We start from the raw sequence: 20,108 nt of genomic DNA, 5'->3' as shown, positions 1-20,108 counted from the left end.
ATGCCCGCCGGCACCTCCCCCGGATCCGCCGCGCCCGGATCGGTCGGCCCGGGACCCGTCGCCCGCCTGCCGCTCTACGACCGCGTCGCCGACGAGACGGCGAGCGTCGTCATCCGGCGCTACTCGACGTCGTTCGGGCTGGCCGCGCGGCTGCTCGGCGCGGACGTGCGCCAGCACGTCGAGAACGTCTACGCGCTCGTGCGGGTGGCGGACGAGATCGTCGACGGCGGCGCGGACGGCGCGGGGCTCGACACGGTCGCGGCCGCCCGGCTGCTGAACCAGCTCGAAGCGGAGACCGAGACCGCGATGGCCGAGGGCTACAGCTCGAACCTCGTGGTGCACGCGTTCGCCCGCACGGCCCGCGCGTCCGGTTTCGGATCGGAGCTCACCGCGCCCTTCTTCGAGTCGATGCGCACCGACCTCTCGCGGACGGAGTACGACGAGGCCGGCTTCGACCGCTACGTCTACGGCTCGGCCGAGGTCGTCGGCCTCATGTGCCTGCGCGCGTTCCTGCGCGGCGAGCCGGACCCGGATGCCGCCTATGCCCGGTTCGAGCCGGGTGCCCGGGCGCTCGGCTCCGCGTTCCAGAAGGTCAACTTCCTGCGCGACCTCGCCGCCGACGTGCGCGAGCTCGGGCGCAGCTACTTCCCGGGCGTGCGCGTGGAGGACTTCGACGAGCCGACCAAGCACCGGCTGCTCGACGGGATCGACCGCGAGCTCGCGCAGGCGGCGGCGGTCATCCCGGCCCTGCCGTCGTCGTCCCGGCGGGCGGTCGCGCTGGCGCAGGGGCTGTTCGCCGAGCTGTCGCGCCGGCTGCGGACGACCCCGGCCGACCGGCTGCTCGTCGAGCGGGTGCGGGTGCCCGACCCGGTGAAGGTGCGCATCGCGCTGCGGGCGGCGACCTCGCGGGGCGCCCGCACCTCGATTCGTGCCATCGGGGCGGTATCCGGCGGCGAGAGCGCCCCGATCGCACGAATCGATGAGGATCAGAGCGGCGAGCGGACGGGGGCGGACGGATGACGCGGGACGCGATCGTGATCGGCGGCGGCATCGCCGGGCTCGCGACGGCGGCGCTGCTCGCGCGCGACGGGCACCGGGTGACGCTGCTGGAGGCCCGCGACGAGCTCGGCGGCCGTGCCGGCTCGTGGGAGCAGGACGGCTTCCGCTTCGACACGGGGCCCTCGTGGTACCTCATGCCGGAGGTCTTCGACCACTTCTACCGGCTGCTCGGCACGACCGCCGACGAGCAGCTGCGCCTCGTGCGCCTCGACCCCGGCTACCGCGTCTACGCCGAGGGGCATCGCGACCCGCTCGACATCCCCGCGGACGTGGACGAGACGCTCGCCCTCGCCGAGACGATCGAGCCGGGCGCGGGCCGCCGCCTCCGCCGCTACCTCGACCGGGCCGCCGAGACGTACGACATCGCGAAGCGCAAGTTCCTCTACACGAGCTTCGACAAGCTGGGCCCGGTCGTCTCCGGCGACACCCTGACGAACCTGCCCGCGCTGTCGCGGCTGCTGCTCGAGCCGCTCGGCTCGCTCGCGCGGCGCACCGTGAAGGACCTCCGGCTGCGGCAGATCCTCGGCTACCCGGCGGTCTTCCTCGGGTCCGCGCCCGACCTCGCGCCGAGCATGTACTCGCTCATGTCCCACCTCGACCTCGTCGACGGCGTGCGGTATCCGATGGGCGGCTTCGCGCGCATCATCGAGACGATCGCCGACCTGGCGCGGGCGGAGGGCGTGATCGTGCGCACGGGTGCGCCGGTCGCCGCGATCGAGGTGGAGCAGGGGTCGGCGTCCGGCGTGCGGCTCGCGAGCGGCGAGACGCTGACCGCGGATGTCGTGGTCTCCACCGCGGACCTCCACCACACCGAGACCACGATGCTGCCGGCCGAGCTGCGCACCTACCCCGAGGAGTGGTGGGGGCCGCGGGTCGCCGGACCGTCGGCGCTGCTCATCATGCTCGGCGTGCGCGGCGAGCTGCCGGAGCTCGAGCACCACACGCTGCTGTTCGCGCGCGAGTGGGAGCGCAACTTCGAGCAGATCTTCGGCCGTGACGCGCGGGTGCCCGACGTGCCCTCGCTCTACGTCTGCAAGCCGAGCGGCATCGACCCGTCGGTCGCCCCGGCCGGCTCGGAGAACCTGTTCGTGCTCGTGCCGCTCCCCGCCGACCCGGCGCTCGGATCGGGCGGGGTGGACGGCGACGGCGACCCCGGGATCGAGGCGCTCGCGGACCGGGTGATCCGGCAGATCGCCGACTGGGCCGGCATCCCCGACCTCGCCGAGCGGATCGGGGTGCGGCGCACGGTGGGTCCAGCCGACTTCGCCCGCGACCTGCACTCCTGGCGCGGCAGCGCGCTCGGGCCGGCGCACACGCTGAAGCAGAGCGCGATGTTCCGGGCGGGCAACGCGTCGCGGAAGGTGCGCGACCTCTACTACGCCGGCGGCTCGACGATCCCGGGCATCGGGCTGCCGATGTGCCTGATCAGCGCCGAGCTGGTCGTGAAGCGGCTCCGCGGCGATTCGTCGACGAGCCCGCTGGCGGAGCCGCTCGAGCCGCGGGCCGGCGACGAGGCCCCCGCCGCGGATGCCCCCGGCGCGGACGACGCATGAGCCTCGCCTATCTCGGCGCGCTGCTCGTCTCGCTCGCCGGCATGGTGGTGCTCGACCTCCGGTTCCGGCTGTTCTTCCGCCGCGACCCGCGTCGGGCCGCCGTGGTGCTCGTCACCGGGATCGCGTTCTTCCTGCTCTGGGACGTCGCCGGCATCCGCCTCGGGGTGTTCTTCCGCGGCGAGACGGACTTCATGACCGGCGTGCAGCTCGCGCCCGAGCTGCCGCTCGAGGAGGTCTTCTTCCTCGCCCTGCTCTGCTACCTGACGATGAACCTGTTCGGCGCCCTGACGCGTCCGCGAGCGGATGCCCGCCCCGCCGGCGAGGAGGCGCCGTGACCTACGCCCTCCTCAACCTGCCGTTCCTGCTCGCCTCGCTCGCGATGCTCGGGGTCGCGGCGTTCGTGCGCCCGGCCTCCCGGCGACGCCGCACCGGACGCGCCCTGCTGCTGACCGGCGCCGTCGTGCTCGTGATGACCGCCGTGTTCGACAACGTCATGATCGCGGTCGGGCTCGTCGGCTACGACCCGGACCGCATCAGCGGCCTGCGGATCGGCATCGCGCCGATCGAGGACTTCGCGTACGCGGTGGCCGCCGTGCTGCTGCTCCCCGCGCTCTGGCTGCTGCTGCCGGGGCCGCGCGGCAGCGAGCACGATCCGCGGGGCGACGCCGCGGCGCCGGACGCACAGCGCCCCGCGCTCGGCCGGCGCCGCGGACAGGAGCCCGGTCGATGATCCGCGCCCTGTTCGTCTCCAGCCGGCCGCTGAGCTGGATCAACACCGCCTTCCCGTTCGCGGCCGCCTACCTGCTCGCCACCGGCGAGGTCGACGCGCGGCTCGTCGTCGGCACGATCTTCTTCCTCATCCCGTACAACCTGGCGATGTACGGCATCAACGACGTGTTCGACTACGAGTCCGACCTCCGCAACCCCCGCAAGGGCGGCGTCGAGGGCGCGCTGCTCGACACCCGGATGCACCGGCCGACCCTCATCGCCTCGGCCGTGACGACGATCCCGTTCGTGGTGGCGCTCGTGCTGCTCGGCTCCTGGCCGAGCTGGATCGTGCTCGCGATCAGCCTGTTCGCGGTCGTCGCGTACTCCGCGCCGGTGCTCCGGTTCAAGGAGCGGCCGGTGCTCGACTCGATCACGTCGGCGACCCACTTCGTGAGCCCGGCGGTCTACGGGCTCGCGCTCGCGGGTGCCGCGCCGAGCACGCCGGTCGTGCTCGTGCTCGTCGCCTTCGCGCTCTGGGGCATCGCGTCGCACGCGTTCGGCGCCGTGCAGGACATCGGCGCGGACCGGGAGGCCGGCATCGGGTCGATCGCGACCGCCTTCGGCGCGCGGGCCACCGTCCGCATCGCGTTCGCGGCGTACCTGCTCGCGGGCGTGCTGCTGCTGTTCACCGGCTGGCCGGCCGCGCTCGCCGCCGTGCTCGCCCTCCCCTACGCCGTGATGGTCGCGCCCTGGCTCAACGTCGCGGATGCCGAGGCGGCGGGCGCGAATCGCGGCTGGCGGCGCTTCCTCGCCATCAACTACGCCTGCGGCTTCCTCGTGACCATGCTGATGATCTGGTCGGCGCTGACCGGGTAGGCCCGCGCCCATCTGGTAGGCAGGAGCACCATGAGCAGCCGGAGCAGGACGCCCCGCGGCGGGGGCGGCGCACCGACGGTGTACGACGTCGCGGCGGCCGCCGGCGTGTCGATCGCCACGGTGTCGCGGGTGCTGCGGCGCCCGGACGACGTGCGGCCGGAGACCGCGGAGCGCGTGCACACCGCCGTGCGCGAGCTCGGCTACGTGCCGAGCGCCTCCGCCCGCGGCCTGGCCGGGCGCAGCACCGGGGTGCTCGGGCTCCTGCTGCCGAGCTTCGACGCCCCGGAGGACGTGCCGCTCGCCGCCGCGGAGATCCCCGGCGACGCGGACGACGCCGCGCATCCGTCCGCCGTCCGCATCGTCGACGACCGCCCGTCCGCCGGGGAGGACCGCTCCAGCTCGGCGAGCCTGTACTTCGACGAGGTCGTGCGCGGCGCCGAGGCGGAGGCCTGGCGGCGCGGGTTCGCGCTCATGCTCGCGGCGGGCCGGGAGACCGGCCACGAGGTGATGGTGGATGACATCGCGGGTCGGGTCGACGGGCTCGTCGTCGTCGCCTCGGTCGTGTCCGAGCGGCTGCTCGAGCGGGTGAGCGCGCGCATCCCGACCGTCGTCGTCGCCGACAGCGCCGCCGCGCACGACCTCGACCGGGTGCTGGTCGCGAACGCGTCGGGCATGCAGGCGCTCGTCTCGCGGATGCTGGCCGATCATCCGGTGCGCCGGGTCGTGTACGTGAGCGGACCGGCCGACTCGACCGACGAGCACGACCGGCGCGCGGGCTTCGACCGCGCGGTCGAGGGCGCGTGCCGCGAGCTCGAGGTGGCCGTCGAGGCCGGCGACTTCACGGAGCGCCGCGGCCGCGAGGTCGCGCGACGGCTCCTGGCCCGAGCGGCCGACGGCGGCGAGCTGCCCGACGCCGTCGTCTGCGCGAACGACCAGACCGCGCTCGGCGTGCTCGACGTGTTCGCCCGGCACGGCGTCGACGTGCCGGGGCGGGTGCTCGTCACCGGCTTCGACGGCGTGGACGCCGGCCGGTTCTCGCTGCCGCGGCTCACCACGGTGCGCCAGCCGATGATCCGGCTCGGGCGGCTCGCGGTCGCCGCGCTCGTCGAGCGGATGGCCGATCCGTCCGCGCCGCCGCGCACGCGCACGCTGCCGGTCGAGGTGCTGCTGCGTGAGAGCTGCCCGCCGGGGGCACCATCGGACCACGCCGGCTGAGGAAGGCCGTCTGCGGCCTGTCTCGAAGCCTCACGCGTGCAGTCCAGCGGCTTCGAGACGGGCCTGGCGGCGCTCCTCAGCCGGCGGGTTCGGCAGCGCCGCAACCTGGACGGACCCTGACCCCACTGGCGCACCGGCAATGTATGCGCTTACAGTGGCGGAGCGGTGTTGACGACGACCCGCGGGACGGAGCGGCGATGAGGCGGCAGCGACGGCGCGGGATCCTGCGCACGGCGGCGGTGGCGGTCGCGGCGGCGATCGTGCTCACCGGATGCAGCATCCAGGTGCGCAGCCAGCCGGATCCCGGCATCGGCAGGGCGACCATGCTCATCAACGCCGACCACGGCCAGCCGCAGTTCGACCGCAACTTCAACCCGTACCTGGCGAACAGCCGCACGGCCGCGAAGTGGATGTACGAGCCGCTCATCGAGATCAACCCGCTCAACGGCGACAAGACCCCGTGGCTCGCGACGAAGTGGAGCCTGCCGGATCCCGCGACGATCGAGATGACGATCCGCGACGGGGTGCAGTGGAGCGACGGCACCGACTTCAGCGCAGCCGACGTGAAGTACACCTTCGACCTGCTGAAGCAGTACCCCGCGCTCGACGTGAAGGGCGCCTGGCAGCACATCGAGTCGCTCGACGTGCAGGGCGACCAGGTCGTGTTCCACCTCAAGACCGACGACGCCCCGTCGCTCGCCATCCTCGGCGCGACCTACATCGTGCCCGAGCACCTGTGGTCGAAGGTGAAGGACCCGACCACCTGGCGCAACCCGGATCCGGTGGGCACCGGGCCGTTCGTGCTCGGCGAGTACAACCCGCTGCAGTACTCGATGGACCGCTGGGACGGCTACTGGCAGGCGGACAAGATCGAGATCGAGCACCTCATCCTGCCGGCGACGAACAACCAGCTCGACACCGTCACGCGCGGCTACGACTGGAGCTACTCGTTCATCTCGAACGTCGAGGGCACCTGGGGCGCGGCGAGCAAGGACAACAGGTGGTGGTTCCCGGCCGGCGGCATCATCTCGCTGATCCCGAACCTCACCGTCGCGCCGTTCGACGACGTCAACGTGCGCCAGGGCATCTCGCTCGCGCTCGACCGCGACAAGATCGCCGACACCGCGACCGAGGGCTACATGACCGCGGCGGGCCAGACCGGCCTGCTGCTGCCGAACCAGCAGGCCGTGCTGAACCCCGACATCCCGGACCAGGGGATGATCACGCAGGACCAGCAGGCGGCGCTCGCCGCGTTCGCCGAGGCCGGCTACACCCAGCAGGGCGGCAAGCTCGTCGGCCCGGACGGGAAGCAGTTCTCGTTCACGATCACCACGGCGAACGGCTACACCGACTGGACCCGCGCGGTGCAGGAGGCGCAGAAGCAGCTCGCCGCGATCGGCATCGAGGTGAAGGTCAACGCCCCGCAGCCCGCCGGCTACCAGGCCGCACTGAACAACGGCAAGTACCAGGTCGCGATGGGGGGCATGGGCGGCGGCGACGTCTTCCAGGCCTACAACAACCTGCTCTCGAGCGAGTTCTACCAGCCGGTCGGCAAGGCCACGCAGAACAACACCGAGCGCTACCGGAACGCGGCCACCGACAAGCTGCTGGCCGAGTACAAGGCGAGCGTCGACCCCGACGAGCAGCAGCGCATCGGCTACCAGCTGCAGCGCGTCATCTACGAGCAGGTGCCGGTGATCGGCATGTACTACGGCGGGCTCTGGGGCCTCTACAACGATGCCAAGTTCACCGGCTGGCCGACCGCGAAGGACCCGTACATGGCTCCGCAGAACTACGACTCGGCGCCGCTGCTGATCTTCACCAAGCTGCGCCTGCGGGACGGAGGCGAGGGATGAGGTACGTCCTCCAGAAGCTCGGGCTGTTCGTGCTCACGCTGTGGGCCGCGGTCACGCTGAACTTCATCCTGCCGCGGCTCATGCCGGGCACCCCGGCCGACGCCGCGATCGCGAAGCTGTCGCAGAACGGCCCGGTCACCGCCGCGACCCGGCGGGCGATCGAGTCGCAGCTCGGCGTGCCGAAGGGCAATGTCTTCGAGCAGTACGTCTCGTACCTGCACCAGGTGGTCACACTCGACTTCGGCACCTCGTACACGTTCTACCCCCAGCGGGTCGGCGACCTCGTCGGCGGTGCCCTGCCGTACACGCTCGTGCTCGTCGGCATCGTGACGATCCTCGCGTTCGTCATCGGCACGCTCATCGGCGTCGCCGCCGCCTGGAAGCGCGGCACCTGGATGGACGCGCTGCCCACGCTCGGCGGCAGCTTCCTGTCGACGTTCCCGTACTTCTGGACCGCGCTGCTGCTGCTGTTCTTCCTCGGCTACGTGCTGCACTGGTTCCCGACCTCGGGCGCCTACTCCGCGACCACCTCGCCGAACCTGTCGATCGGCTTCGTCGGCGACGCGGCCTATCACGCGGTGCTGCCGGCGCTGACGATCCTGCTGACCGGCCTCGGCGGCTGGATCCTCGGCATGCGCAACGCGATGATCAACACGCTCGGCGACGACTACGTCACCTTCGCGGAGGCGAACGGCCTGCGCGGACGCACCGTCGCCGTCCGCTACGCCGCCCGCAACGCGATCCTGCCGAACCTCACCGGCTTCGGCCTCGCCCTCGGCGGCGTGGTCGGCGGCTCGATCCTCGTGGAGCAGCTCTTCGGCTACCCCGGCATCGGCTACCTGCTCTTCAACGCGGTGATCGGCCAGGACTACCCGCTCATGCAGGCGCTGTTCCTCATGATCACCGTCAGCGTGCTCGTCGCGAACCTGCTCGTCGACATCCTCTACGGCGTGCTCGACCCGCGGACCCGGAAGTGAGGGAGGAGGCGTCATGACATCCACCAGCAACGAGACCCAGGTCGCGCGCACCGTGCATCCGGACGACCAGCGCCGCCCGAATCCGCTGCGCACGGTCGGCCGCATGGTCGCCGTCGTGTGGTCGAACAACAAGGCCAAGGTCGGCATCGTCATCGTCGCGGTCTTCGTGCTCGCGGCCGTCTTCGGCCCGCTGATCGCGCCGTACGACCCGACGCGCAACGACTTCGACCGCAGCCTCGACTCGAGCCCGGCGCACTGGCTCGGCACCACCGCCGCGGGCGAGGACGTGCTGAGCCAGCTCATCGCCGGCGCCCGCGTCAGCGTCGTGGTCGGCCTCGTGGCCGGCGGCCTCTCGACGATCGTCGCCGTCGCGATCGGCCTCGGCTGGGGCTACCTCCGCGGCTTCGTCGGCGACGTGATCGGCTTCATCGTCAACCTGTTCCTCGTCATCCCGGCGCTGCCGCTGATGATCGTCATCGCCGGCTACCTCCAGGGCGGCGGCTTCGGCGTCATCATCGTCGTGATCGTGATCACCGGCTGGGCGTGGGGCGCGCGCGTGCTGCGCAGCCAGACGCAGTCGCTGCGCTCGCGGGACTTCGTGGAGGCCGCCCGATTCTCCGGCGACGGCGCGGGCCGCATCATCGTCCGCGAGATCCTGCCGAACATGACCTCGCTCATCGTCGGCAGCTTCTTCGGCGCGGCGACCTCGGCGATCCTCGCCGAGGCGGGCCTCGAGTTCCTCGGACTCGGCGACACCAGCGTCGTCAGCTGGGGCACGATGCTCTACTGGGCGCAGAACTCGTTCGCGCTGCTCTCCGGCAACTGGCTGCTGGTCTTCGCGCCGGGCCTCTGCATCTCGCTGCTCGCGCTGAGCCTCACGCTGATCAACTTCGGCGTCGACGCCGTCAGCAATCCGCGCCTCCGCGAGGGGAAGGGCACCCGATGAGCACCACGACCGATTCCGCGTCCACTCGGACGGCTGAGCCTGTCGAAGCCCAGGGCGGCGAGCAGCCGCTCCTCGAGGTGCAGGGCCTGTCCGTCGTCTACGAGTCGTCGGGCCAGGTGCCCGTGCACGCCGTCGAGGACGTCTCGTTCACGCTCGGCCGCGGCGAGTTCGTCGGCCTGGTCGGCGAGTCCGGCTCGGGCAAGTCGACCCTCGGCTACGCGCTGACCCGGCTGCAGAAGCCGCCGGCGCGCACGAGCGCGGGGCGCATCCTGTTCGACGGCCGCGACATCCGCGAGCTCGGCACCGAGGAGCTGCGTCGGCAGCGCCAGGGCGGCTTCGCCATGGTGCTGCAGGCCGGCATGAACGCATTGAACCCGGTGCGCACCGTGCGCAACCACTTCCGCGACATCTACAAGGCCCACGAGCACGTGCCGCGCGAGCGGTGGGAGTCGCGGTCGCGCGAGCTGCTCGAGAAGGTGCGGCTCGATCCGCAGGCGCTCGACCGGTTCCCGGGCGAGCTGTCCGGCGGCATGCGGCAGCGCGTCTCGATCGCGCTCGCGCTGTCGCTCGAGCCGCAGCTCATGGTGTTCGACGAGCCGACGACGGCGCTCGACGTGCTCGTGCAGCACGCCGTGATGGACACGATCATCGAGCTGCAGCGCCAGGAGGGCTTCACCGCCGTGCTCATCAGCCACGACCTCGGCATCGTGCTCGAGGCCACCGACCGCGTGCTCGTGCTGCACGAGGGCCGGATCGTGGAGGACGCCGGCGCGCGCGAGATCCTCGAGCACCCGCAGGACGAGTACACGCAGATGCTGCTGAGCCACTACGCGGACCCGCGGGCCGAGACGGTGTCGCTGCCCGGCTTCGAGGACCGCTCGCTGCGCCGCGCCCGCGCCGAGCAGCGCGCCGCTGCCGGGGGACCGGCGGTGGGCACCGCGGAGGACGTGGAAGCGCCCGCCGTCGCCGCCCGCGCCGGCCGCTCGGCGAAGGCCGCCATCCGGGTCGAGACGGTGTCGAAGACCTACCCGCCGCCGCGGCGCGGGGAGCAGCCCGTCCGTGCCGTGCGCGACGTGTCGTTCACCCTCGAGCCGGGTCAGTCGCTCGCCCTCGTCGGGCAGAGCGGATCCGGCAAATCGACGCTGGCGAAGCTCATAACCGGCGTCGAGAAGCCGACCGAGGGCAGCATCCGCTTCGGCGACCAGGATGTGTCCGCGCTCCGCGGCGGCGGGCTCCGCTCGCTGCGCCGCGACGTGCAGATGGTGTTCCAGGACCCGTATGCCGCACTGAACCCGCTGCACACGGTGGAGTACATCCTGTCGCGGCCGATCGCGAACTACACGGGGCTCCGCGGCGCCGAGGCACGCGGCCGGGTGCGGGAGCTGCTCGAGACGGTGGGCCTGACGCCGGTGGAGCAGTTCGCGCAGAAGCTGCCGCACCAGCTCTCCGGCGGGCAGCGCCAGCGCGTCGTCATCGCCCGGGCGCTCGCCAGCGATCCGCAGGTGATCATCGCCGACGAGCCGGTGTCGATGCTCGACGTCTCGCTGCGCGCCGGCGTGCTCGCCCTGCTCGAGGACCTCCGCGTGCGCTGGGGCGTCTCGCTGCTCTACATCACCCACGACCTGCTCAGCGCGCGGCTCATCACCGACGACATCCTCGTGCTGCACGACGGCGCCGTGGTCGAGCGGGGGGCGACGGCGGACGTGCTGCGCAACCCCCAGGACGACTACACCGTCTCCCTGCTCGACGCCGTGCCGAATCCGCGCGCCCGCATCCGCTGATCCGCTCCGCAGACGGATGTCCGAGCCGGTCGAAGCCCCGCCAGAAAGGCCCCGTATGACCACCCTCCGCTTCCCCGACGGCTTCCTCTGGGGTGCCGCCACCGCCGCCCACCAGATCGAGGGCAACAACGTCAACGCCAACTGGTGGGTGCACGAGCACGAGGCCGGCACGTCGATCGTGGAGCCCTCGGGCGACGCGGCCGACAGCTACCACCGGTTCCGCGACGACATCGCGATCGTGGCGGACCTGGGGCTGAAGGCCTACCGCTTCAGCATCGAGTGGGCGCGGATCGAGCCGGAGCGCGGCTTCGTCTCGCGCGCCGAGCTCGACCACTACCGGCGGATGGTCGACGCCTGCCTCGAGGCCGGCGTCGAGCCGGTGATCACCCTCATGCACTTCACCGTGCCGCGCTGGTTCGAGCGCGACGGCTTCTGGCGGTCCGAGGACGCGCCGGAGCTGTTCGGCCGCTACGTCGAGACCGCACTGCCGGTGTTGACGGAGGGACTCGACCCGTCCGCCGGCCCGCGCTCCATCTGCACCATCAACGAGCCGAACATCGCCGCGATGCTCGCCGGCGGCGAGGACGCCCGCAACCTCGTCGCATACGGCCTCCCGAACCCCGACCTGCTCGTCGCGGACCGCCTGCTGGCGTCGCACACGCGGGCGCGCGAGGTGCTGGCGGACGTGCCCGGGCTCCGCTCCGGCTGGACCGTCGCCACCCAGGCGTTCCGGGCGGTCGACGAGGAGGGCGCCGAGGAGATGCTCCGCGAGTACGGCTACCCGCGCGACGACTGGTACCTCGAGCAGGCCGCCGGCGACGACTTCATCGGCGTGCAGGCCTACACGCGCACATTCATCGGGCCGGAGGGTCCGCGCCCGGTCGATCCGGCCGCCGAGACGACCCTGACCGGCTGGGAGTACTGGCCGCCCGCCGCGGCCGAAGGCCTCGCGGCCGCCTGGGAGCTCGGTCAGCACACGCCGCTCATGGTCACCGAGAACGGCATCGCCACCGCGGACGACGCCCGCCGCATCGACTACACACGCGATGCGCTCGCCGCGGTGCACGCGGAGATCGAGCGCGGGGTGGAGGTGCTGGGCTACCAGGCCTGGAGCCTGCTCGACAACTACGAGTGGGCGAGCGGCTTCCGGCCGACGTTCGGCCTCGTCTCGTGGGACCCGGAGACGTTCGAGCGCACCCCGAAGCCCAGCGCCGGGTGGCTCGGCGGCGTGAGCCGGGCGAACGCGCTCGAGGTGTGATCCCCTCGGACGGTCGAGCCGCCCCCTCGGACGGCTGAGCCGTCCCTTCGGCTGGCTGAGCCTGTCGAAGCCCTGACGTGGAACCCGCTGGCTGAGGAGGCGCGCCAGCGGCACGCCGGCTTCGCGCGGCTTCGAAGCCCCATGTCTGCACGAGTGAGGCTTCGAGACGGGCCTAGCGGCCCTCCTCAGCCACCGGAGTGTCGGAGGTTGCGAGCCCGAGCCGCGCGCCGATGCCCGCGACGAGCGCCTCGACCCCCCAGCCGAACGCGGCATCCCCGAGCGCGGCGAAGTCGTCGCTGACCCGCCGCGAGAGCGGGAACCGGTCCGCGTCGAGCCGGTCGCGCCGGGACTCCGGGTCGTAGCGCGGGTCGCGCTCGCCGTCCGGTCGCCGGTGCTGCTCCTCGATCACGAAGCCGACCACGAACGACTGCATGGTCTGGAGCGCGCGGAGGCCGTCCTCCGGCGAGAGCCCGGCGTCGACCAGCACGCGGAGCGGCCCCTCCATGCCGGCCACGACCTCGGGATCGGTGACGAACGTGCCGGAGAACAGCCGGGCGCCGTCGCGGTACGACAGCAGCACGTCGCGGACGCGGTGCGCCGACGAGCGCAGCAGCGAGTGCCACGTCGCGCCCGCGAAGTCCTCCGGTGCGGCGACCAGCCGACGCGTGATGACGGTCGCCATCTCGTCGGCCAGCGCCCGCATATCGGGGAGGTGGTAGTAGAGCGCCCCGGCGCGCACCCCGAGCCGATCGCCGAGCGCACGGGCGGTGATGCCCTCGAGCCCGCCCTCGGCGAGCAGCTCGAAGGCGGCCTCGACGATGACCGCGCGCGACAGCCCCCTGCTCGGCATCCGGCCTCCCCTTGACATTTGAACGACGTTCATTAGAGTAGCGCGCATCAGCCATTCGAACACTGTTCAAACCAAAGGAGATCCCATGCGCGCCGTCGTCGTCACCGAGTTCGGCCGTCCGCCCGCCGCGGGGGAGTTCCGCGAGCCGGACCCCCGCGAGGGGTTCGTCGAGGTGCGGATGCGCGCGGTCGGCGTGCATCGGATCGTCCGCTCGCTCGCCGCGGGCGACCACTACGGCGCCGGCGACGAGCTGCCGTTCGTGCCGGGCGTCGACGGCGTCGGGGTGCTCGCCGACGGCACCCGCGTCTACACGGGCGGGTCGCCCGACCCGTTCGGCACCCTGGCCGAGCGCACGATCGTGCCCGCCGGGTTCGGGATCCCCGTGCCCGACGGGCTGTCCGACGTCGACGCGGCCGGCATCGTCAACCCGGCGATGTCGTCATGGCTGCCGCTCGTGTCGCGCGAGCTCCGGCCCGGCGCGACCGTGGCCGTCATCGGCGCGACCGGCGCCTCCGGCTCGCTGGCCGTGCGGATCGCACTGCACCTCGGCGCGGGCAGGGTGATCGCGGTCGGCCGGAATCGCGAGGCGCTGGAGGAACTCGCCGCCGACGACCGGGTGACGGCGGTCCGGCTCGGGACGTCGTTCGTCGACGACCTCCGCGCCGCCGCTCCGGACGGGGTCGACCTCGTGCTCGACTACCTCTGGGGCCCGGTCGCGCAGCAGGTGCTCGAGGCGCTCCGGCGCCGCGGGCTCTCGCACGTGGCGCGCCGGGTCGAGTACGTGCAGATCGGCGGGCTCGCCGGGCGGGCGATCGAGCTCGACGCGGCCCTCCTCCGCAGCTCGAACATCGCGATCAGCGGCTCGGGCGCCGGCTCGGCCGACCCGCGGCTGCTGATGGGGGAGCTGCCGAGGATCCTGGACCTCGCGGCGGCCGGCGGCCTCCCGCTCGACCTGCACGCGGTGCCGCTGGAGGACGTCGAGGCCGCCTGGGGTGAGCCCGGGCGGCTGGTGGTCACGATCTGACCGCACCCGATGGCTGAGTGGCGCGCTCTGGCGCGCGTATCGAAGCCGCATGTCTGAAGACACGGGGCTTCGATACGCCCCTCGACAACCGGCTCAGTCCTTCGGGCGGCGCGGGTGCGGCAGGCGCGTCGTGTCGTGCGGGTCCGGCAGCGGACGGAGCCCGGACCGCCCGGCATCCCCGCCTCCGATGGCGTCCGGCAGCTTCACGAACAGCATGAGCACCAGTCCCGCGAGCAGCACGACGAGGATGCCGAGGATGCCCCAGTACGTCGCGCCGAGCAGCGCGATGAGCAGCGTCCACAGCCCCGGAGACAGGAACGACGCCGCGCGGCCGGTGGTCGCGTAGAGCCCGAACACCTCGCCCTCGCGGCCCGCCGGGGTGACGCGGGCGAGGAAGCTCCGCGACGCGGCCTGCGCCGGGCCGACGAACACGCAGAGCAGCAGGCCGAAGATCCAGAACACGATGTCGCCGCCGTCCCGCAGCGCGAACACCGCGGTGCCGGCCACGAGCAGGCCGACGAGCGAGCCGATGATCACCGCGCGCGGGCCGAACCGGTCGTCGAGCCGGCCCGACAGGATCGTGGAGACGCCGGCCACGAGGTTCGCGGCGACGCCGAAGCCGACCACCTGCAGGAACCCGAAGTGGAACACCGCGGAGGCGATGATCGCGCCGTACGCGAAGACGCCGGCCAGCCCGTCGCGGAAGACGGCGGACGCGAGCAGGAACCAGAACGTGGTGCGCGTCTCGCGCCACAGGCGGCGGATGTCGGTGGCGACCTTCACGTAGCTCTGCGGGATGCTGCGGCGCACGCCGGACTCCACCGCCGGCAGCTCCGGCACGCTGCGGAAGATCGGGATCGAGAAGATCACGGCCCAGAGCGCGCAGCCGACGGCGACGAGCCGGAACGGGAGGCCGCCGTCCGTCGGCAGGCCGAACCAGTCGGCGGCGTACGCGGCGATCACGATCGCGAGGGCGACGATGCCGCCGAGGTAGCCGAAGCCCCAGCCGAGCCCGCTGATGCGGCCGACCGTCTTCGGCGTCGACACCTGCACGAGCATGGCGTTGTAGTTGACGCCGGCGATCTCGCTGAAGACGCTGCCGATCGCGATGAGCGCGACGCCGAGCGCGAAGAAGAAGCCGGGCTGCGGCAGCACGAAGAACAGCCCGAGCATGCAGACGATCAGCACGTAGGTGTTGATGCCCAGCCAGAGCTTCCGTCGGCCGGAGCCGTCGGAGCGCTGCCCCATCACCGGCGCGATCACGGCGATCGCGATGCCGGCCAGCGTGTTCGCGAGGCCGAGCCCGCTGGTGAGGTCGGCGATGCCGGCCTCCTTGCGCGGGTCGCCGTCCGCGAGCCCGGCGATCGACGCGGGCAGGAAGGCATCCGTCGTGAGGTAGAGCGCCGTGAAGACGAAGGTGAGGATGACGGAGTTGAACGGCTGCGTCGACCAGTCCCACAGCGCCCAGCTGAAGACCTGCCGGCGGGGCACGGTGCGGCCGTCCTGCAGGTCGAGGCCCATGGTGGCGATCGCGCCGGTGCCCGCCGTCGCGGGCGGCGTGGGCACGGCCGGACCGGTGTCGCTCATGCGCCGGAACCTATCGCACGGCGGCGACCGGACGGTGTCGCGCCGGTCCGACCGGCGCCCGCGTGTGCCGAGGGCGCCGCATCGGAATGCTGAGTGCGCGCCGGGAGTTGAGTCCGGTGTGCTCAAGTTTCACGCCGACGAGTTGACAGCGATCCGGGGGCGCCTCCAGACTTGACACGTCGCGGCTCAAGGGCCGCCCTCAGACCACATCCCAGTAGATCAAGCAGGAGAACATCCCACATGGCTCGAGCAGTTGGAATCGACCTCGGAACCACCAACTCGGTGGTCGCCGTGCTCGAAGGCGGTGAGCCCAGCGTCATCGCGAACGCGGAGGGCTTCCGCACCACGCCCTCCGTCGTCGCGTTCACGAAGGACGGGGAGGTGCTCGTCGGCGAGACCGCGAAGCGCCAGGCCGTCACGAACGTCGACCGCACCATCTCGTCCGTCAAGCGCCACATGGGCACGGACTGGAAGGCCGACATCGACGGCAAGAACTACACGCCGCAGGAGATCTCGGCGCGCATCCTCGCCAAGCTGAAGCGCGACGCGGAGCAGTACCTCGGCGAGACCGTCACCGACGCCGTCGTCACCGTGCCGGCGTACTTCAACGACGCCGAGCGCCAGGCCACGAAGGACGCCGGCGAGATCGCCGGCCTCAACGTGCTGCGCATCATCAACGAGCCGACCGCGGCCGCCCTCGCCTACGGCCTCGACCGGGGCAAGGAGGACGAGCTCATCCTCGTCTTCGACCTCGGCGGCGGCACGTTCGACGTCTCCCTGCTCGAGGTGGGCAAGGACGACGACTTCTCCACCATCCAGGTGCGCTCCACCTCCGGCGACAACCGCCTCGGCGGCGACGACTGGGACCAGCGCATCGTCGAGTGGCTCGTCAAGCGCTTCAAGGAGACCACCGGCGTCGACGTCTCCGGCGACAAGATCGCCCTCCAGCGCCTCAAGGAGGCCGCGGAGCAGGCGAAGAAGGAGCTCAGCTCCTCCACCTCCGCCAGCATCCAGCTGCCCTACCTCTCGCTCACGCAGAGCGGCCCGGCGAACCTCGACGAGTCGATCACCCGCGCCCAGTTCGAGCAGATGACCAGCGACCTGCTCGACCGCACCCGCAAGCCGTTCGACGACGTCATCCGCGAGGCCGGCATCTCGGTCGGCGACATCGCGCACGTCGTGCTCGTCGGCGGCTCGACCCGCATGCCGGCCGTCACCGAGCTCGTCAAGCGGCTCACCGGCGGCAAGGACCCGAACAAGGGCGTCAACCCGGATGAGGTGGTCGCCGTCGGCGCCGCCCTCCAGGCCGGCGTGCTGAAGGGCGAGCGCAAGGACGTGCTGCTCATCGACGTGACCCCCCTGAGCCTCGGCATCGAGACCAAGGGCGGCATCATGACGAAGCTCATCGAGCGCAACACCGCGATCCCGACCAAGCGCAGCGAGACCTTCACGACGGCCGACGACAACCAGCCGTCGGTGGCCATCCAGGTCTTCCAGGGCGAGCGCGAGTTCACCCGCGACAACAAGCCGCTCGGCACCTTCGAGCTCACCGGCATCGCCCCGGCCCCCCGCGGCGTGCCGCAGGTCGAGGTCACCTTCGACATCGACGCGAACGGCATCGTCCACGTCGGCGCGAAGGACAAGGGCACCGGCAAGGAGCAGTCGATGACCATCACGGGCGGCTCGTCGCTGCCCAAGGAGGACATCGACCGCATGGTGCGCGAGGCGGAGGAGCACGCCGCCGAGGACAAGGCGCGTCGCGAGAGCGCCGAAGTGCGCAACAACGCGGAGCAGCTCGCCTACTCCGTCGAGAAGCTCCTCAGCGAGAACGCGGACAAGATCGGCGACGACGTGAAGTCGGCCGTGCAGACCGACGTCGACGCGCTGAAGACGGCGCTCGCCGGCGACGACGACGCGGCCGTGAAGACCGCGTTCGAGGCGCTGTCGACGAGCCAGACCAAGATCGGCGAGGCCATCTACCAGCAGGGTCAGCAGGCGCAGGCCGCCGAGGACGCCGCTGCCGGCGGCCGCCGGGCGGACGAGCCCGACGCGGCCGGTGACGACGAGGACATCGTCGACGCCGAGATCGTCGACGACGAGGAGCCGAAGAAGTAGTCATGACGGACTCGAATGAGGGCGACCAGAGCGAGCCGGAGCAGACGGACGGTGAGCGTCCCGACATCCAGGACAAGCGCAAGATCGACCCCGAGACCGGCGAGCCGCGCGGGGCGGCACCGGGGGACACCTCGGATGCCGCGCCCGCGGACGGCGATGGGCTGAGCGAGGACGACCTCGCGCTGCTCGCCGACGCGGAGCGCGACCTCGTGGGCGAGTACCGCGAGCGCGCCGCGCGGGCGGAGGCCGAGCTGGTCAACTTCCGCACCCGCGTCGAGCGGGATCGGCAGGCCAACCGCGAGGCGGTCATCGCCGAGGTGATCCGGTCGCTGCTGCCGGCGATCGACGACCTCGACCGCGCCGAGAAGCACGGCGATCTCGGCGACGACTCGCCGCTCGCGATCGTCGCGCAGAAGCTCCGCGGCGGGTTCGACCGCTACGGGCTGCGTCGCGTCGGCGAGGTCGGCGAGGTGTTCGATCCGAAGCTGCACGAGGCGCTCGTGCGCATCCCGACCCCGGACGCGACGGAGAACACGGTCGCCGACGTCATCGAGGTGGGCTACGCGCTCGGCGAGCGGCTGATCCGCGCCGCGAAGGTCGCGGTGGCGGCGCCCGAGTGATCGAGGCACGCACGACGGGGCGCCGGCTGGTCCGGCGCCCCGTTCCGCGGCATCCGGCGATGCCGCATCCTGAACTCAGGAGGAGGTGAGAGATGGCCAGTCAGGACTGGTTCGACAAGGACTTCTACGCCGTGCTCGGTGTGAAGAAGGATGCGACCGAGGCGGAGATCAAGAAGATCTACCGCAAGCTGGCGCGCCAGTTCCACCCCGACTCCAACCCCGGCGACGCATCGGCGGAGGCGCGGTTCAAGGAGATCAGCGAGGCCTACACGGTGCTCTCCGACAAGCAGCAGCGCACCGAGTACGACCAGATCCGCGCGATGGGATCGGGCGCCCGCTTCACCTCCGGCGGCGCCGGCGGCCCGGGCGGGTTCGAGGACGTCTTCGGCGGGATGTTCGGGCAGGGCGGCCGCGGCGGCCGTGCCCAGTACTCCTCCTCCGACTTCAACGACGTGTTCGGCGGCCTGTTCGGCAACAGCGGCGCGGGCTTCCAGCCCTCCGGCGGCTTCCGCGGCTACGGCGGACCGACCCGCGGGCGCGACGTGAGCGCGAGCACGGAGCTCGACTTCGCGACCGCCATCGCGGGCGAGACCGTCACGCTGCAGACCGGCGGCCGCGGCGGCACGAAGGTGAAGATCCCCGCGGGCGTCGCCGACGGCCAGAAGATCCGCCTCAAGGGCAAGGGCGAGTCCAGCCCCGACGGCGGCGAGTCCGGCGACCTGGTGATCACCGTCACGGTGCGCAAGCATCCGGTGTTCGAGCGCGACGGCCTCAACCTCCGCGTCGACGTGCCCGTCACGTTCGCGGAGGCCGCCCTCGGCGCCACGATCGAGGTGCCGACGCTCGGCGGGGCGCCGGTGCGGCTCCGCGTCGCGCCGGGCACGCCGAGCGGACGGGTGCTGCGCGTCAAGGGGCGCGGTGTGGCGACCGCGAAGGGCACCGGCGACCTGCTCGCCACGGTGCAGATCACGGTGCCGGCGACGCTGAGCGACGACGCGCGCGCGAAGCTCGAGGAGCTGGTGGCCGCGCTGCCGGCCGAGAACCCGCGCGACGACCTGCTCGCGAAGGCGGGGAGCTGATCCGGATGCAGGACCGCATGCCCCAGCCGCCGTTCGACGAGGACTCGCCCGTGCTGGCGATCGCCGTCGCGGCCGAGCTGGCAGGCATGCACCCGCAGACGCTCCGGCAGTACGACCGGCTCGGGCTCGTCAGCCCGCGCCGCACGGCCGGGCAGTCGCGGCGCTACTCGATGCGCGACGTCGTGCAGCTGCGCGAGATCGCGCGGCTCAGCGCCGAGGGGCTCAACCTCGAGGGCATCCGCCGCATCCTCGAGCTCGAGAACAGCAACGCGGAGCTGCGCGCCCGGGTGCGCGAGCTGGAGTCGGCGCTCGCCGACGAGCTGCTCGCGCGCCCCGGCCGCCGCGTGTTCGCCGCGGGGGAGTCGGGCGACGTGGTGAGCCTGCGCGCCGGCACCCGGGTGAAGAAGTCGAACGCGGTCGTGGTGTGGAGGCCGTTCGGCCCCCGCTGACCCCCTCCACTCCGATGGCTGAGCAGCGCGCGCTGGCGCGCGTACCGAAGCCCGATGCCTGCAGTCGCGGGGCTTCGATACGGCCCTCGTTCCTCGGGCCTGCTCAGCCGCCGGAGTCCGGCTGACTCCTCAGCCGCCGGAGTCCGGCTGCCTCC

At 72.2% G+C, this 20,108-nt stretch carries 18 protein-coding genes; 16 read left to right on the top strand and 2 right to left on the bottom strand.

The features are described from left to right. From AC1RSJ_RS08105 to AC1RSJ_RS08055, 11 genes are all read left to right on the top strand, one after another. Positions 1 to 1,020, top strand: coding sequence for a phytoene/squalene synthase family protein (locus AC1RSJ_RS08105; RefSeq protein WP_493117850.1), 1,020 nt, complete (start codon positions 1 to 3; stop codon positions 1,018 to 1,020). Continuing rightward, the gene (gene crtI, locus AC1RSJ_RS08100) at positions 1,017 to 2,612 is read left to right on the top strand and encodes a phytoene desaturase family protein (RefSeq protein ID WP_493117849.1); all 1,596 of its coding nucleotides are present in this window, start codon (positions 1,017 to 1,019) and stop codon (positions 2,610 to 2,612) included. The genes AC1RSJ_RS08105 and crtI overlap by 4 nt, the downstream gene beginning before the upstream one ends. Further along, a complete protein-coding gene (locus AC1RSJ_RS08095) occupies positions 2,609 to 2,947 on the top strand; it encodes a lycopene cyclase domain-containing protein (RefSeq protein ID WP_493117848.1) in 339 nt (112 codons plus the stop codon). The genes crtI and AC1RSJ_RS08095 overlap by 4 nt, the downstream gene beginning before the upstream one ends. After that, positions 2,944 to 3,342 carry a lycopene cyclase domain-containing protein gene (locus AC1RSJ_RS08090; RefSeq protein WP_493117847.1) on the top strand — a complete coding sequence of 133 codons (399 nt, stop codon included), beginning with the start codon at positions 2,944 to 2,946 and terminating at the stop codon, positions 3,340 to 3,342. The genes AC1RSJ_RS08095 and AC1RSJ_RS08090 overlap by 4 nt, the downstream gene beginning before the upstream one ends. After that, the gene (locus AC1RSJ_RS08085; RefSeq protein ID WP_493117846.1) at positions 3,339 to 4,196 is read left to right on the top strand and encodes a prenyltransferase; all 858 of its coding nucleotides are present in this window, start codon (positions 3,339 to 3,341) and stop codon (positions 4,194 to 4,196) included. Before AC1RSJ_RS08090 ends, AC1RSJ_RS08085 begins: the two co-directional genes overlap by 4 nt. A gap of 30 nt (positions 4,197 to 4,226) precedes the next feature. Further along, positions 4,227 to 5,411 carry a LacI family DNA-binding transcriptional regulator gene (locus AC1RSJ_RS08080; protein WP_493117845.1) on the top strand — a complete coding sequence of 395 codons (1,185 nt, stop codon included), beginning with the start codon at positions 4,227 to 4,229 and terminating at the stop codon, positions 5,409 to 5,411. Between the two features lie 197 nt (positions 5,412 to 5,608). Further along, positions 5,609 to 7,267 carry an ABC transporter substrate-binding protein gene (locus AC1RSJ_RS08075; protein WP_493117844.1) on the top strand — a complete coding sequence of 553 codons (1,659 nt, stop codon included), beginning with the start codon at positions 5,609 to 5,611 and terminating at the stop codon, positions 7,265 to 7,267. Then, complete coding sequence (locus tag AC1RSJ_RS08070; RefSeq protein ID WP_493117843.1) at positions 7,264 to 8,244, top strand: ABC transporter permease; 981 nt, start codon at positions 7,264 to 7,266, stop codon at positions 8,242 to 8,244. Before AC1RSJ_RS08075 ends, AC1RSJ_RS08070 begins: the two co-directional genes overlap by 4 nt. A gap of 13 nt (positions 8,245 to 8,257) precedes the next feature. Beyond that, entirely contained in the window at positions 8,258 to 9,190 is a 933-nt protein-coding gene (locus AC1RSJ_RS08065) for an ABC transporter permease (protein ID WP_493117842.1), read from the top strand. Continuing rightward, positions 9,187 to 10,971 (top strand): ABC transporter ATP-binding protein, encoded by a 1,785-nt coding sequence (locus tag AC1RSJ_RS08060; RefSeq protein ID WP_493117841.1) that lies wholly within the window; start codon positions 9,187 to 9,189, stop codon positions 10,969 to 10,971. The genes AC1RSJ_RS08065 and AC1RSJ_RS08060 overlap by 4 nt, the downstream gene beginning before the upstream one ends. A gap of 55 nt (positions 10,972 to 11,026) precedes the next feature. Next, entirely contained in the window at positions 11,027 to 12,229 is a 1,203-nt protein-coding gene (locus AC1RSJ_RS08055; RefSeq protein ID WP_493117840.1) for a glycoside hydrolase family 1 protein, read from the top strand. A gap of 172 nt (positions 12,230 to 12,401) precedes the next feature. Here AC1RSJ_RS08055 and AC1RSJ_RS08050 read toward each other — a convergent pair whose 3' ends face one another. Beyond that, positions 12,402 to 13,079 (bottom strand): TetR/AcrR family transcriptional regulator C-terminal domain-containing protein, encoded by a 678-nt coding sequence (locus AC1RSJ_RS08050; RefSeq protein ID WP_493117839.1) that lies wholly within the window; start codon positions 13,077 to 13,079, stop codon positions 12,402 to 12,404. 85 nt (positions 13,080 to 13,164) lie between these two features. Between AC1RSJ_RS08050 and AC1RSJ_RS08045 the strand changes: the two genes are divergently transcribed. Next, the gene (locus tag AC1RSJ_RS08045; RefSeq protein ID WP_493117838.1) at positions 13,165 to 14,103 is read left to right on the top strand and encodes a quinone oxidoreductase family protein; all 939 of its coding nucleotides are present in this window, start codon (positions 13,165 to 13,167) and stop codon (positions 14,101 to 14,103) included. A 93-nt stretch (positions 14,104 to 14,196) separates the two neighbouring features. Here the strand turns inward: AC1RSJ_RS08045 and AC1RSJ_RS08040 are convergent, their stop codons facing one another. After that, positions 14,197 to 15,690 carry an MFS transporter gene (locus AC1RSJ_RS08040; protein WP_493117837.1) on the bottom strand — a complete coding sequence of 498 codons (1,494 nt, stop codon included), beginning with the start codon at positions 15,688 to 15,690 and terminating at the stop codon, positions 14,197 to 14,199. A gap of 240 nt (positions 15,691 to 15,930) precedes the next feature. On the opposite strand from AC1RSJ_RS08040, the gene dnaK reads away from it, so the two are divergent. From dnaK to AC1RSJ_RS08020, 4 genes are all read left to right on the top strand, one after another. Beyond that, positions 15,931 to 17,805 carry a molecular chaperone DnaK gene (gene dnaK, locus AC1RSJ_RS08035; protein WP_493117836.1) on the top strand — a complete coding sequence of 625 codons (1,875 nt, stop codon included), beginning with the start codon at positions 15,931 to 15,933 and terminating at the stop codon, positions 17,803 to 17,805. A 2-nt stretch (positions 17,806 to 17,807) separates the two neighbouring features. After that, entirely contained in the window at positions 17,808 to 18,425 is a 618-nt protein-coding gene (locus AC1RSJ_RS08030; RefSeq protein WP_493117835.1) for a nucleotide exchange factor GrpE, read from the top strand. A gap of 92 nt (positions 18,426 to 18,517) precedes the next feature. Further along, entirely contained in the window at positions 18,518 to 19,504 is a 987-nt protein-coding gene (locus tag AC1RSJ_RS08025) for a DnaJ C-terminal domain-containing protein (RefSeq protein ID WP_493117834.1), read from the top strand. A gap of 5 nt (positions 19,505 to 19,509) precedes the next feature. After that, a complete protein-coding gene (locus AC1RSJ_RS08020) occupies positions 19,510 to 19,953 on the top strand; it encodes a heat shock protein transcriptional repressor HspR (protein ID WP_493117833.1) in 444 nt (147 codons plus the stop codon). The last annotated feature ends 155 nt before the right edge of the window (positions 19,954 to 20,108 follow it).

This window comes from Schumannella sp. GW821-FHT10F01 (assembly GCF_058809295.1).
This window is presented reverse-complemented; position numbering and strand designations above follow the sequence as displayed.

Coding starts and splice junctions, on each gene's coding strand:
- AC1RSJ_RS08075 (WP_493117844.1), top strand. CDS start 5,609: ATGAGGCGGCAGCGACGGCGCGGGATCCTGCGCACGGCGGCGGTGGCG.
- AC1RSJ_RS08060 (WP_493117841.1), top strand. CDS start 9,187: ATGAGCACCACGACCGATTCCGCGTCCACTCGGACGGCTGAGCCTGTC.
- AC1RSJ_RS08020 (WP_493117833.1), top strand. CDS start 19,510: ATGCAGGACCGCATGCCCCAGCCGCCGTTCGACGAGGACTCGCCCGTG.
- AC1RSJ_RS08025 (WP_493117834.1), top strand. CDS start 18,518: ATGGCCAGTCAGGACTGGTTCGACAAGGACTTCTACGCCGTGCTCGGT.
- AC1RSJ_RS08040 (WP_493117837.1), bottom strand. CDS start 15,690: ATGAGCGACACCGGTCCGGCCGTGCCCACGCCGCCCGCGACGGCGGGC.
- AC1RSJ_RS08065 (WP_493117842.1), top strand. CDS start 8,258: ATGACATCCACCAGCAACGAGACCCAGGTCGCGCGCACCGTGCATCCG.
- dnaK (WP_493117836.1), top strand. CDS start 15,931: ATGGCTCGAGCAGTTGGAATCGACCTCGGAACCACCAACTCGGTGGTC.
- AC1RSJ_RS08070 (WP_493117843.1), top strand. CDS start 7,264: ATGAGGTACGTCCTCCAGAAGCTCGGGCTGTTCGTGCTCACGCTGTGG.
- AC1RSJ_RS08085 (WP_493117846.1), top strand. CDS start 3,339: ATGATCCGCGCCCTGTTCGTCTCCAGCCGGCCGCTGAGCTGGATCAAC.
- crtI (WP_493117849.1), top strand. CDS start 1,017: ATGACGCGGGACGCGATCGTGATCGGCGGCGGCATCGCCGGGCTCGCG.
- AC1RSJ_RS08095 (WP_493117848.1), top strand. CDS start 2,609: ATGAGCCTCGCCTATCTCGGCGCGCTGCTCGTCTCGCTCGCCGGCATG.
- AC1RSJ_RS08055 (WP_493117840.1), top strand. CDS start 11,027: ATGACCACCCTCCGCTTCCCCGACGGCTTCCTCTGGGGTGCCGCCACC.
- AC1RSJ_RS08105 (WP_493117850.1), top strand. CDS start 1: ATGCCCGCCGGCACCTCCCCCGGATCCGCCGCGCCCGGATCGGTCGGC.
- AC1RSJ_RS08030 (WP_493117835.1), top strand. CDS start 17,808: ATGACGGACTCGAATGAGGGCGACCAGAGCGAGCCGGAGCAGACGGAC.
- AC1RSJ_RS08050 (WP_493117839.1), bottom strand. CDS start 13,079: ATGCCGAGCAGGGGGCTGTCGCGCGCGGTCATCGTCGAGGCCGCCTTC.
- AC1RSJ_RS08080 (WP_493117845.1), top strand. CDS start 4,227: ATGAGCAGCCGGAGCAGGACGCCCCGCGGCGGGGGCGGCGCACCGACG.
- AC1RSJ_RS08045 (WP_493117838.1), top strand. CDS start 13,165: ATGCGCGCCGTCGTCGTCACCGAGTTCGGCCGTCCGCCCGCCGCGGGG.